Origin of the sequence: Martinezella dioscoreae (assembly GCF_009176305.1) — a bacterium.
In the GTDB taxonomy this organism is placed as follows: Bacteria; Pseudomonadota; Alphaproteobacteria; order Rhizobiales; family Rhizobiaceae; genus Rhizobium; species Rhizobium dioscoreae.
Genome location: NZ_BLAJ01000006.1, coordinates 135,733 through 149,805 on the forward strand (window position 1 = coordinate 135,733; position 14,073 = coordinate 149,805).

At 59.1% G+C, this 14,073-nt stretch carries 5 protein-coding genes; 3 read left to right on the top strand and 2 right to left on the bottom strand.

The genetic code is table 11. The annotated features are described in order from the left end of the window. Positions 1-30: 30 nt before the first annotated feature. A complete protein-coding gene (locus GDN47_RS23585; RefSeq protein WP_173002549.1) occupies positions 31-8,523 on the bottom strand; it encodes a glycoside hydrolase family 94 protein in 8,493 nt (2,830 codons plus the stop codon). Between the two features lie 1,738 nt (positions 8,524-10,261). Beyond that, a complete protein-coding gene (locus GDN47_RS23590) occupies positions 10,262-11,053 on the bottom strand; it encodes an SDR family NAD(P)-dependent oxidoreductase (RefSeq protein WP_113352158.1) in 792 nt (263 codons plus the stop codon). 455 nt (positions 11,054-11,508) lie between these two features. On the opposite strand from GDN47_RS23590, the gene GDN47_RS23595 reads away from it, so the two are divergent. The 3 genes from GDN47_RS23595 to GDN47_RS23605 are packed head-to-tail and all read left to right on the top strand — an operon-like array spanning position 11,509 to position 14,024. Next, on the top strand, positions 11,509-12,393 hold the full coding sequence (locus GDN47_RS23595; RefSeq protein ID WP_152094370.1) for an amino acid ABC transporter permease: 885 nt from the start codon (positions 11,509-11,511) through the stop codon (positions 12,391-12,393). Next, positions 12,393-13,154, top strand: a complete 762-nt coding sequence (locus tag GDN47_RS23600) for an amino acid ABC transporter ATP-binding protein (protein ID WP_152094371.1) — start codon at positions 12,393-12,395, stop codon at positions 13,152-13,154. The genes GDN47_RS23595 and GDN47_RS23600 overlap by 1 nt, the downstream gene beginning before the upstream one ends. Positions 13,155-13,193: 39 nt before the next feature. Beyond that, positions 13,194-14,024: an ABC transporter substrate-binding protein gene (locus GDN47_RS23605; RefSeq protein ID WP_152094372.1), complete on the top strand. Its 831-nt coding sequence runs from the start codon at positions 13,194-13,196 to the stop codon at positions 14,022-14,024. The last annotated feature ends 49 nt before the right edge of the window (positions 14,025-14,073 follow it).

The following is a 14,073-nucleotide window of genomic DNA, read 5'->3' on the forward strand; positions in this document are numbered from 1 at the left end:
GCGGCTGGCTGGATTACAGCGAGATTTCGCCTACGACGCCGCGAGCAAATATCCCTCCCGCGGATCATCGATTGCGGTCCCATTGATCGTGATCGCATATCCTCCTGTCGCATCAACTCTCGAAACCGAAATTTCGTATCGACCGCTGGGCAATTCCAGCGCAGCCGAATAGCCGTCCCATCCGGCCGGCAGCACAGGCTTAATATGCAACCGTCCGCTTTCGGTGCGAATACCGAGGATGCCTTCGATCGCGACGCGGTAGAACCACCCGGCCGAACCGGTGTACCAGCTCCAGCCACCGCGGCCCCTGAGGTCGCCTTCTCCATAAACGTCGCCGGCGATGACATAAGGCTCGACGCGATAGGTCTCCGCGGACGATTTGTCGAGCGCGTGGTTGATGGGGTTCAGCATTTCGACCGCGCGCCAGGCGTCCTCGCCGCGGCCCATCCGGGCAAGGGCAAGAGCCGTCCACGTGGCGGCATGCGTGTATTGGCCGCCGTTTTCGCGGACACCTGGCGGGTAGGCCTTGATCACACCGGGATCATTGATCGGCTTGACGAAAGGTGGCGTCAGCAGGCGGATGAACTTGCCCTCCTCATCAACCAGCTTATCGAGGACCGCGTTCATGGCCATGTTGCTGCGATCGGCATCTCCCTCGCCGGAGAGCACGCTCCAGGATTGGGCGATCGAGTCGATCTTGTCTTCCGCCGATTGGCTGGAGCCGAGAGGCGCGCCGTTGTCGTAGTAACCACGGCGATAATATTCGCCATCCCATCCGGCCGTTTCGATCGCGGCCTTGAGCTTTTCAAGATGATCCGCCCAACGACTGACGCGTTGCGTATCGCCGCGCTTTTCCGCATAGGCGATGAAGCGACGCAAGGCGCCCGCGAGGAACCACCCCAGCCAAACGCTTTCACCACGGCCGGCGATGCCGACACGATCCATCTTGTCGCACCAGTCACCGCTCATCATCAGCGGCAACCCGTTGACGCCCGTGCGCTTGATCGCGAGATCGAGGCCTAGAGCGGCATGTTCGTAGAGCGATGCGGTCTCGTCGGAGACACGTGGCTGCAGGAAGGCGTCGTACTGGCCGGGGCTGAGTTGCGCGCCTTCGACGAAGGGCAGCATCTCGTCCATGATCGAGGCGTCGCCGGTCACCGTGCAGTACTGGCCGACGGCATAGGCGAGCCAGACCGGATCGTCGGAGATGTTCGTGCGAACGCCGGCACCGCTATCTTCCAGCCACCAGTGCTGGAAATCGCCTTCCGGGAACTGACGGCGGCCGGTATTGAGGATCTGCTTGCGGGCGATCTCAGGCGAGTGCAGCAGAAAGGCGAGCGAATCCTGCAGCTGGTCGCGCAGGTTCCACGCACCGCTCGATTGGTAGAAGGCGGTGCGGGCCATGATGCGGCAGCTATAGGTCTGATAGGGCAGCCAATTGTTGACCATGAAGTCAAGCCGCTGGTCCGGTGTCGAGACATGCGTCTTGCCGGTGAAGCTCTTCCAGAACTCACGCGTCTTCTCGAGAACCTCCGCAAAACCGATGGAGCGGATGTCGGCGATGAGAGCGGCGGCGTCCTCCTGCGAGGCGGCGTCACCCATATAGAAGCAGATGTCGCGCACTTCGCCCGGCTCGATCGTCAGATCGAATGCCATGGCGGCTGCCGGATCACCATCGAGGTCGACGGCATTGGAGAGCCGCGAGCCGGCCGAAACCGTGCGCGGCTGCTGGATCGTTCCGTGCCGGCCGATGAATTCGCGGCGGCTGGTGGAGACGCTCGACGGTGCTTCGCTTGCAGCAAATGCGGCGACGCGCGTCCCGAAACTGACACTGAACGGATTTTTCGCAAAGACCGCTCCGCTCGCACTGTCGAAGCTCGATATGATGAAGGGCTTGCTCTTGGTCGGGTTGTTGCCAAGGATCCATTCGGCGTAGCCGTAGAGACGCAGCTTGCGTGCTTCACCCGCATCGTTGCGGATGCGCAGTTGCGTCAGCTTGACGGGCTTTTCCATGTCGAGGGTCTGGGTGACTTCCAGGGAAATCTCGTCCTGAACCGTCGAAAAGACCGAGTAGCCGAGGCCGTGGCGGGCTTCGAAGCGCGTGTCTGAGCGCTGTGCCAGTGACGCGTAGGGCACGATAACGGAGCCGCGATCGAGATCCTTCAAGTAGAAGGCCTCACCCGGGCGGTTTGTGACCATGTCGTTGGTCCAGGGCGTCAGCTGATGATCGCGCGAATTCTGGCTCCAGGTGAAGGCGGCGCCTTCCGCAGAGACATGGAAGCCGAAGCTCTCGTTGGCTATGATGTTGACCCAGGGGTGCGGCGTCTGTTCGCCGCCGGACAGGCGCACGACATATTCGCTGCCATCGGCCGCAAAGCCGCCATAGCCGTTCCAGAAGGCAAGATCGCTGCCATCGACCAGGGGCGTCCCGACAGTGTCGCGAACCATACGTGGCACCAGGGTGGAATCGCCCCACTGACCAAGCAGCGCAGGCGAACCGGAAACGGAACGGGCCTTCTGCAACTGGTCGATGAGGCTGCCATCGCGACCACGCAACACGACGCGCGAGGCGGCGATGATGGCGTCATAGGCTTCCGGAGTCGTCAGATCCTTGCGCAGGACATAGATATTGCGCTGGATGCCGGCAACCTCGCTGGCGTGACGCGCCGCGTCACAGAGCTGGTCGATGGTACGCTGCATTTCGGCAGCCGCCTCACCGGTGCGCTCGTTGAAGATGACAAGATCGACCTCGACGCCGCGCGATTGCAAGAGGCCTTGCGCACGCAGGAGTTCCTTGACGAGATCGGTGCCGAGCTCGTCGGTGATGCGCAAGGTCATCAGTGGTGCATCGCCGGAGAGAGTCGCTCCCCAAAGAACGGACTGCGACTTCAGGCCTTCGCGAACCGTCTTATTGTCGGCACGCAGCGCCATGTCCGGATAGATGATGTAGCGGGCAAAGCGCTGGTAGGCGGCCGCCTCCTTCGAATTGACGCCGATCTGGCGCAGCTGGCTCTGCGTTCTCGTCCAGGCCTGAACAAGACCCTGGGCAAAGCTTTCCGGCTGGCGATAGTGATCGACCGCCGCCTCGAGCTCGGTGCGTTCGGCCGCGGCAATGGTCCAGAAGGTTACGCTGACCTTTTCTCCTGCCGGCACACGAAGCGTCCGGCGCAGCGACAGGCAGGTATCCATCGTGAAGCCGCTCGAATTGGAAAGTTCCGCACCTGCGTCGAACGCGGCAGCTTCCGTCAGCGTGCGCCCCCGCCCAAGGAAGCGCATGCGGTCCGTCTCATACTGTGTCTGCAGGCTCTCGCCTGACGTATCGACGATGAGATGGGCAATGGCGACCTCGGGATCCGTCACGCCACGCTTCTGCCGCTCGACGAAGATCGCGTCACCATTCTCGGCGATTTCGGTCTTAAGGAACATACGCGCAAAGACGGGGTGACCCGTATCGACGGCATCGAGCGTGGCGACAGGCTCCATGTACGAGGTCACTTCGATCACCCGATCCTCGGTGCCGGTATTGCTGATCGTCAGGCGACGGCCTTCTGCATCGTAATTGCTTGCGACGAAGACTTCCATTTCGCTTGTCAGCTCACCGACGGTCTTGATGAACTCCGCCTTGTCGTCGCTAAAGCTTACGCGAACATGCTCGTTGGCGATCGAGCGCGGCTCCGCCGTCGCGGACCACCATTCGTTCGATGCGGTGTCGCGCAGAAAGACGAACGATCCCCAGCGATCCTCGGTCGGGTCGGCGCGCCAGCGGTTGACCGAGAGATTTTTCCAGCGGCTGTAGCCGGAGCCGGTCGCCGTCAGCATGGTAGAGTAACGGCCGTTCGACAACAGCAATAGCTCGCGCTCGCGCGATGCCGGGTCTTCGAGGCGCCGCACTTCCGGACGCATCAGGTCGCCTTGGATGGTCGCCGGCGCGTCGGTTTCGTGCTTCGAGGCCATGACGGGAATATCGCGCGGCGCTTTTTCCTGCAGCAGCAATTCGGCAGCCTCGATCACAGGATCGGCATGGAACAGCTCGCGCAGCAGGCCGTCGAAAGCCACGTTGGCGACAGCAGCGATCGACATGCCGTGATGGTGCGCATAGTAGTTGTAAACCACCGCGCATTGCTTGCCTTCCGGCACGCGGCTTGCCGTGAAATCGACGGCATCATGGAAACCATACATGCCGAGCGCGCCGACGGCACGCAACCGCTCTAGGTTTTCGAGGGCTGCGACCGGATTGTACTGGCTTGCGAGCAACGAGGCATAGGGCGCAATGACGGCGTTCTGTCCGAGACCGCGTTTCAGGCCGAGCGTCGGCACCCCGAAGTTGCTGTACTGATAGTTCATCTGATGATCGCGGGCGTTGAAGGCCGCTTCCGAGATGCCCCACGGCGTGCCAAGCTTGCGCGCATAGTTCATCTGCTCCAGAACGATCAGATTGTTGGTCTGGTTGAGAATCCCGCCGCTGCGCTCCTGCATGACGAGAGGCGGCATCAGATATTCGAACATCGAGCCGGACCACGAGACCAGCGCACCGCGCGTGCCGACGGGCACGACGTGGCGGCCGAGCTTGTACCAATGCTCCGTCGGCAAATCACCTTTTGCTACGGAGAAGAGGCTCGTCAGACGAGCTTCCGAAGCAAGTAGATCGTAGCAGGCGGCATCCACTTCTTCCGTCTCGACGCGGAAGCCGATCGATAGCAACCGGCGCTCCGGACGATAGAGGAAGCTGAAATCCATATCGAAGGCGATTTCACGGGCGCGATTGCCGATCCGGATCAGCCTTTCGCTGATATCAGGTGCCTGGGCGGGATCGAAAGCCTTGTCGACCTGATGGAGTTCGCAGGTTTCGACCAGCTTCTCCGCCCAATGAACGACTTCCTCGCTCCGCGTGGTCTTGACTTCCCTGTCAAGGCTTCCGGCAAGTTCGCGGATTTCCCGAGCCTGCCCGGCAAATCGTTCGATGAGGCCCGAGGAAAATTCCTTCTCGCGTTTACCGGTCGCGACCGCCGCTTCAAGCTCGGCGATACGGCCGTCCAGCCGGTCATGAAGGGATCGGTTCGACCGCGTATCGTCATCAAGCTCCGAAAGCACCTCGCGCAGAATTGCCGCGACATCGCCGATGCCGTCGAGATCGGTGTGGATATGGGCAAGAGGAGACTGCGCCCAGATGCGGCATGCGGATGAAACGGCGATCAGATGGCCGGCAAAATTTCCGCTATCCACCGAGGATACATATTTGCGGCCCAGCGGCTTCAACGTGTCCGTATGATACCAGTTGAACAGGTGGCCGCGATATTTTTCCAGCTTTTCGACCGTCTCGATCGTCTGTTCGATGCGCTTGACCGCGTCCACGAATGAAATCCAGCCGAAACGACGCGCCGAAATGACCGACAACAGATAGACGCCGATATTGGTCGGCGATGTACGCATGGCGACGACGGCATGCGGCGTCTGCTGAACGTTGTCTGGCGGCAGGAAGTGCTGATCAGGAACGACGAAGTGGTCGAAATAGCGCCAGGTACGTCTCGCGATCTTGCGCAATTCGTTGCGGACGTGGTCGGGCACAAAAAGCCGATCTTCGGTTTCTGCCGTCTGGCTGACCAGCCAGGCGATGGCCGGCGACAGCACCCAGAGAAACACGAAAGGAAGTCCGACCAACCAGGCGATGTCGCCGGAAGAGGCGGCGAAGACCAGCGCCACAATGGCCAGGAGGGGCGCGCGCCACATGACCTTGTAATGGCCGAGGATCGTCGTCTGCGCCATGGCCTGCGCACTTGCGGCGGTGCGCCACTGCAACATCAGCTTGCGGCTGACGAACATGCGGTAGAGCGAGCGGACAATCGCATCCGCCATGACGCAGGCGATGTCGGCGATGAAGATGATGCGCAGCGCCACCTGGGCATTGGCATTTTCAATATCTTTCCAGACGGTATGGAGATGTGCCCGCAGGATGATGTCGCTGGTTCGCGGGATGATACCATTGATCAGCGACAATGTCGGGGCAACGAACAGGCTGAAGATCAGCAGGATCTGCCAGATGAGCGCGCCGAAAGGATCCATCCAGTACCAACCGAGCACGGAAGCGAAGAACCAGGCGATCGGCGTCAGCGAGCGACGCAAATTGTCGAGCATCTTCCAGCAGCCGAGCGCGGTAATGCCACGGCGCTCGTCGAAAATGTACGGAATAAGCTGCCAGTCGCCGCGAGCCCAGCGATGCTGACGCGAGACTTCGACCTCGTAGCGAATGGGGAAATCTTCAACGAGCTCGCAGTCCGTCACCAGACCGCATCGCGCCATCGAGCCTTCGAGCAGGTCGTGGCTCAATATCGAGTTCTCACTGATCCGACCCTTCAGCGAGGCTTCGAAGGCGTCGACATGATAAAGGCCCTTGCCGGTGAAGGTACCCTCACCGGTGATGTCCTGATAAACGTCGGAAACCGCGAAGACATAAGGGTCGAGACCGCGATTGACCGAAAAGACACGCTGGAAGGTCGATGCGTCCTTGCCCGTCGTCAGCGACGGCGTCACGCGCGGCTGCAGCACGCCATAGCCATCGACGACGCGCTGCTTTTTGTCGTCGAAAACCGGGCGATTGATCGGATGGTGCATCTTGCCGACGAGCTTCGTGACGGTATCACGAACAATGCGCGTGTCGCTGTCCAGTGTCATGACGTACTTGACGTCGGCCGGCACGACATCGAAGCCCGCGATAAAGCTCGTGTCTTGGCTGCCGCGCAGCAGCATGTTGAGCTCGTGCAGCTTGCCGCGCTTGCGCTCCCAGCCCATCCACACGCCTTCGGCCGGGTTATATTGCCGGCGGCGATGCAGGAGATAGAAGCGCTGCCTGCCTTCTTCCGAATAACGTGATTCCAGTTCGGCGATCTTGCCGCGCGCATAATCGAGAACGTCGAGATCGCGGGCGGTCTGTTCTTCCTCGGCATCCGGCCAGTCGGTCAGGAGTGCGTAATAGATCTCACCGCGAGCATTGGCAAGGTAATGTACCTCAAGATTGCGGACGAGTTCATCGACGTGCTCACGCCTGCCGATCAGGGAAGGAATGGTGACAAGCGTGCGGGCGTCCGCGGGCAAGCCCTTCTTGAATTCATAGCCGACGAGACGATCAGGCGTGATGAAGAATGTGGCGAAGAAATTGAAGAGGCCGGTCGCGCCCTCGGATGCTGGGAGCGCGAACATCAGCAGCAGGACGATCGTCGCAAACAGCGGCATTCCCGCGTCGACGAATACCCATTCGACCAAGACGAGCGCCAGCAAAGTCAGGAGAAGCACGGGAACGGCGATCGAGAGCCAGTTCAGCTTGCGGACCACCCGCATGAACCGCAGGCCAAGCGTCGGTCGGAAGCCGATTTCCGCCTCCAGTGCCGGGCGCCCGTCGCCGACGAAATAGTAGCCAACGTTGCTTGCAGATCCGTCCCTGCTCTCATTCTTTGCACGGTCGGTCAGCCGCACTGCGGCCTCGGCGATATCCATCTCCGTCTTGTCTGACCGCTTCGCGAGCTTTTCGATCTGGCGGCGGTAGCTGTTGCGAGATCCGGCATCGAGCTCTGCATAATCCGTCTGCTGCCAGAGGAGCTTGTCGATGGTGCTGACCTCTTCGACCCACTCCGACCAGTCGGTGTCGTTGATCTCGCGCAGGCTCTTGATGATGCTGCCCATCAGCGCATTGGCCGCGCCGAGCCGGGTCTGCTCAGCCGACATGACGGCTTCGGCATCCGTTCCCTTGGCGGAAAGTTTGGCCTCCAACCAATTCAACGCAGCTTCAGTTGGTTCGAGTGCATTGCGAAGACGATAGTGGAGCTGCGTGACGAAGGTCGTGTCGTCGAGATTGGCAGCGAGCGTTTCCAGATATTGCGCCGCGCCGGCGTCACCGAGCGAAATTGCCTCGGTGGCCGCTGCATTGGCCGCCGCGCGCATTTCGCGGCTCTTATCGATCTGCGATGCCACCCGGCGAAGATTGTCGATCAAGACATAGCGCACCAGCGAGGGCAGCGCCCAGAGTTCGCCGATACGCAAGGTTTCGCGGTCCTGGAACCCTTCGGTGACCGCGGTCATGCCAGCATTGCTGATATTGCTGTGCGCATGCGCCATGTAGAGCCAGGCGAGCGCGAGGGTGCGCGGCACCTCCGTGCCGTCGAGATTGATCTTGCGCAGTTCGCGATAGAACTTCTTCGGAAAGTCGCGGCGAACTTCCTGGATTGCCTCTTCGACGATGTAGTGGTTGTCGAGCAGCCATTCGGCAGCCGGCGTGATGCTTTCGCCAGCATCGACATCCGCGGCGGCGGCGCGATAGACCCGTAGGATCTCGTTTTCATTCTCCTTATGTCGGAGATAGAAATCGAAGCCACTGAATTTTAGGAGATCAAGCGTGCGAGTTTCTGCAAACTTTGCTGCCATCGCTCTCAGCTGATCGTTGGACAAGAGAGTGGCGCGAATTCCGAATTCGCGATCCAGATGAGCCATCTGAGGAGTTGGAGCAGAATCGTTGACAGTATCTTTAGATGACATGTGTCTTTCGCTTTTGTCTCGTCGTTTCCCGAATGCAGAGTTCCAGAAACGACAACCCGGAGCCTGAGATCTTCGTTGCAGCGCCCCAGTTGACGGTAACTGGGGCGATGATTGCCGCTTAACTAGCCGCACCACCCTGAACGCAGGATTAATTGTCTGGGCCGGCGACGTTGGCGGCCGTCGGAATTGCCGTTTCGAAGCAATCGGCCATTCTCGCTGAGCTTTCCTGCAAAGCTCCTTAGAGGCAAAACAAAATCATCTTATTCCTGAATTACTGGCACACAATCTGACGACGTATTTGATCCCGTAAATTCACAAAGGAATGAATTACCAGAAGGGCAGCTTAAATGTCCGTGATCGCACCGACACTTTCCCATGTGCTCCAAAATTTCGAGCGGTTCAAGGCAGAGCTAGACAGCAGCGCCGACCTCCGGCGTCGCCTGGCATATGCTCGCGCTTGGTATGCTCTTCAAACCGAAGATGGCAAGTGGCTCTTCGCGCCAGACGCGATGGGCGCCGAGCGGAGAAACAGCTGCAATCCTGGTTGACCTCCGTGCCCCAAGCCGATCATCTTAATCAGGAGTTGACGGAAGCGCTCACGACCTTTCTTGCCAGCTACGGCAAATCGCCGAGCACAGCCTGTCGGATCAGCGTAACCAGCGATTTCTACCAGAGCCAAAACAACCGATCGGCGGATGATCATGTTTTGACCAATCTCTTGATTGCCGTGGCAAGTCGCCTGTCACCTGAGGAGCGCCTCGGACTGAGAGCCGCTCTCTAGGCGGGAATCCTCGCATATCCTGCGGTTTTCAGCCGAACTTCATGCCACTGCGCGGGCTTACCACGCAGACGCCGTCGAGACACCTAGAATGTGGCGATATTACAATGTGTTAGAGGAAAGAGGGCACAACTCCCATCAAAAGCATGAATAAGATGAAGGCGACTCCAACCGGACACCTGCGTGCCTTCCCGATAGTCGGCACGCGTTCGCAATGAAGCTCCGAAACGGACGGCTACAAATTCCGGATCGGACGCATGTAAGTTCCAACGTGAACGCGCTGGCTATCTTAATTCGCGCCACGGTCGTTTGGTGATAATACGACCGAAAGGTGGCCCCTGTTGGCTAATGTCGTTTAGTCGCGCCAAGGCGCACCAACGCATATCCGGCACCGCCAATCTCAATCAAAAGGTCTGATCTCATTTCCCGATCGGTGACCACCTTGATTTTGGTCCATTTGTCTATCTTCGTGTCGTGCGGGAGAGGCAATCCCTCTCGCAGCAGGAGGGTGAGCTCAGGTGCTCTTTCCGACTTATAAATACAAATCCTCATCGCGCGGAACCCTAACTGCACAGATTTGTGACAGCTATATTGCAGTGCGTTATCAACTATTGCAATGCCGCGAAATCATTCTTTGCAAATGGCCGACGAATATGTCTGTCCTCCTATCCATGATTCTACCGCTACGCGTATGAGATAACGATAGATCAATCAGCTTCCGGCATTCGACCACAGGCCTTGATCCAACGGCCTCATTGGCTCGTGAGCCGACACGTAGAGCCTCGACAACAGGGCACCACGTCCGCTGGCGCCGAGCTTCGATGTGTCAGCTTTTATGACGAAAGCCATTTTTGGTGGCATGCACCAAAGCAATGATTGCAGTCCATTCAAGTGCTGAAGCTCAGGGCGGTGGGGTGCCGATGAGCTGCTCACGAGCGCAATGCATTCTCGCCGTAACGGTCAGAACGCGCTCTTCACCACGCCGCCATCAACCCTGAGCGCCGCGCCATTGGTGGCCGAGGAAAGCGGGCTCGCGATATAGGCGACCATGGTTGCTATTTCTTCGGGCGTTGTGAAGCGCTTGATCAGTGAAGTTGGTCGGATTTTCTCGAAGAATTCGGTCTCGAACTGCGCGAAGCTCTTTCCTTCGGATCCGGGCAACGCTGCGACGAAATCCTCGACCCCGCGCGACTTCGTTGGACCAGGCAGCACACTGTTGACCGTGATCGCGGTGCCGGCAACGGATTCGGCGATACCGCGCGCTGCCGCGATCTGAGCCGCCTTGGTCACACCATAATGCACCATCTCGGCAGGAATATGCACGCCGCTTTCGCTCGATATGAAGATGATGCGCCCCCAGTTATGCCGGCGCATCGACGACAGATAAAGACGAGCGAGACGAACACCCGAAAGCACGTTGACATCGAAGAAACGTCGCCAGTCAGCATCGGGAATTTCTTCGAATGGCTTGGGTTCGAATATGCCAAGGTTGTTGATCAGGATCTCGACGTTTGGGAAGCGCTTCGTGACCGCATCGGCCGCCGCCTCGGTTCCAAGATCGCCGGCAAATCCGTCAACGTGGCCACTTCCGATCGCGGCAAGTTCGGCGACCGTGCGATCGACCGCATCTTGGGTTCGTCCGTTGACGATGACATGGGCGCCTTCGCGAAGGAGAGTTGCCGCGATGGCATGACCGATGCCGGCGGTGCTGCCGGTGACCAGAGCCAGTTTACCGTTAAGCTCGAGGTTCATGAGGGTTCTCCAATGAGAGATATGACAGGAAGAGCACGCGGAATAAGCATGTTTCGCAAGGGAAGGCTATTTGCTTTGAGAACCGCGACCCTACGACGGATCCGGTTGATTGACTAGTTCACTTCCTTGGTAGCGATCGCCGAATGACGATCAACGCATTATCCGTGAGCGATCGTGCGAGATCCTTTGCATTCAACCTCGGCTTCTTCTTCCGATGAGCAACGGCGCCGGTATGGCATTGCCGTCAATGGGTTGATCAGATTTCGCATCGGTCGTTCCTCGCGTCTCTGTTAAAGGCAGCGAGACGGCGTCACGTCCTGGTGGATGCCGGGATTTATGCAGAAGGCGCATAAATTGCATGTTCAAATCTCGTTTGTGGCCGAATTCAAAAGCAACGTAAGCTTTTCCCATTACAAAACGGAAGCTCACCAACGAGCTCAGGGGATCGAAATTTGATGAATTCAGCGCCACTGGACGTGAATGCGCTTGTGATCGTGCCGCAGCGAAAAATCGGCACGAAGATCATGGCGGCGATCTGCGTCATCCTGCTTGTTCTTCTGGCGAGAGCCTTCTGGAAGGGCGATATCGCCTGGGAATATGTCGGACAGAACCTGTTCACCAGGGCCGTCATGGCGGGTGTCGGCAACACGATCATCATGACCTTCTGCGCCATGATCGTCGGCATCGTTCTCGGTGTCGTTGCCGCAATCATGCGCATGTCGGACAATCCGGTTCTGCGCGGTATCTCGGTCGGCTATATCTGGCTGTTCCGCGGCACACCGGCGTTGCTGCAGCTTCTCCTGTGGTTCAATCTTGCCTTGATCTTCCCGACGATCGGTATTCCCGGATTGTGGTCGCTCCGCACCGTCGATGTCATGACACCCTTCGTTGCCGCCCTCCTTGGCCTTGGCATTCAGCAGGGTGCTTATACCGCCGAAGTCGTGCGCGCCGGTCTTCTGTCGATCGACAAGGGGCAGATGGAAGCAGCCCAATCGATCGGCATGACGAAATTGCGGGCAACGCTGAAGATCGTTCTGCCGCAGGCCATGCGTGTCATCGTCCCGCCGATCGGCAACGAAACCATCGGCATGGTGAAGCTCACCTCGCTTGCCAGCGTCATTCAATATTCGGAAGTGCTCAAAAACGTCGAGGACATCTACTATGTCAACTCGCGGGTCATCGAACTGCTGATCGTCGCCGCCATCTGGTACATGGTCGTCGTCACCATCCTCAGCATCGCACAGATCTATATCGAGCGGCATTTCTCCAAGGGCTGGGGCAGGCGGGATGCGGGCGCCCAGCAGGCGGCCAACCAGGCTCTCACCGGGGAGGCAAGCTGATGGACGCGATCATCAAGGCGCACGGCCTGCAGAAGTACTTCGGCACGTTTCATGTCCTGAAGGATATCGATTTCGAGATCAGGAAAGGCGAAGTCGTCTGCATTATCGGACCTTCCGGTTCGGGAAAAAGCACCTTTCTGCGCTGCATCAACCAGCTCGAACAGATCGATGCCGGCTATGTCACGGTCGAAGATGAAATCGCCGGCTATCGCCGCGAGGGCAATCGGCTCTTTCCGCTGCCGGATCGGGAGATCGCCCGCCAGCGGCAGGCCGTCGGCATGGTCTTCCAGAAGTTTCATCTCTTCCCGCATCGCACGGTCCTGCAGAACATCATCGAAGGTCCGGTCGGCGTGCAGAAGCGGCCGAAGCAGGAGTGCCTCGCCGAGGCGCGCGTTCTTCTGCGGCGTGTCGGCCTTGCCGACAAGGCGGGCGCCTATCCAGGCGAATTGTCCGGTGGTCAGCAGCAGCGCATCGCCATTGCCCGTGCGCTCGCCATGAAACCGAAGGCCATGCTCTTCGACGAGCCGACCTCGGCACTCGATCCCGAACTTGTCGGCGAAGTCCTCGGCGTCATGAAGGAGCTTGCCGCCTCCGGGACGACGATGATCGTCGTCACCCATGAAATCGGCTTTTGCCGAGAGGTCGCCGACCGTGTCGTCTTCATGGATGCCGGCATGATCGTCGAGACCGGCACACCCAGTGACATATTGGAAAACCCCAGGAATCCCAGAGTGAAGAACTTCATCTCTGCGGTGCTTTAACAAGAAAAACCCGAAGCAAGATCATCAGAGGACAATCGCATGAAACTCATTCGTCTCGCCGTTTCGGCGGCCCTGCTTTCGCTCGCGGCCACCGCCGCCTCCGCGGACTCGAGCCTGAACCTCATCAAGGACGGCGAGTTACGCATCATGACCAACCCGATCTATCCGCCCATGGAGTTCGTCAATCCGGATACCGGCACGATCGATGGCTTCGACGTCGACCTGGCGAATGCGATCGCCAAGAAGCTCAACTTGACGACCGTGTTCGTGACCTCCGCCTTCCAGGAGCTGCAGAGCGGCCTTCAGACCGGCCGCGCCGACATGATCATCTCCGGCATGAGCGACAACGTGAAGCGCCAGGCCAGTATGGACTTCGTCGATTACATCACCAGCGGCCCGATCCTCTTCACCGTCAATGCCAATGCCGCGACCTACAAGCAGGCGACCGACTTTTGCGGCAAGACAGTTGCCGGAAGCCGCAGCACCTCCTTCGGTGATAACGTCAAGGCCTGGAGCGCGGAGAATTGCGAAGGCAAGGGCAAGCCCGCCATCAAGTTCGAGGGAACGGCGGATTCGAACGCCGCCCGTCTCGGCATGAAGCAGGGCCGTTATGACGCGGTCGTGCAGGGCATCGAAACGATCGCCTACCAGATGCGTATAGAGCCGAACACCTACACGCTCGTCGGCGAGCCGCTGCTCAGCAACGACACATTTGGCATTGGTTTCAAGAAGGACCACACCGCGCTTCGCGATGCGGTTGCCGGTGCTCTCGACGGGCTGATCAAGGACGGCACCTATGACGAGATCCTCAAGAAGTGGGGCCTCATCCACAATGCCGTTCCGAAAGCCGTGATCAACGGCGTCAAGTAAAGCTTGAAGAAGCGCCGCAATAAGAGCGGCGCTTCCCTTTCCATCGTAG

Coding starts and splice junctions, on each gene's coding strand:
- GDN47_RS23595 (WP_152094370.1), top strand. CDS start 11,509: ATGAATTCAGCGCCACTGGACGTGAATGCGCTTGTGATCGTGCCGCAG.
- GDN47_RS23600 (WP_152094371.1), top strand. CDS start 12,393: ATGGACGCGATCATCAAGGCGCACGGCCTGCAGAAGTACTTCGGCACG.
- GDN47_RS23585 (WP_173002549.1), bottom strand. CDS start 8,523: ATGTCATCTAAAGATACTGTCAACGATTCTGCTCCAACTCCTCAGATG.
- GDN47_RS23605 (WP_152094372.1), top strand. CDS start 13,194: ATGAAACTCATTCGTCTCGCCGTTTCGGCGGCCCTGCTTTCGCTCGCG.
- GDN47_RS23590 (WP_113352158.1), bottom strand. CDS start 11,053: ATGAACCTCGAGCTTAACGGTAAACTGGCTCTGGTCACCGGCAGCACC.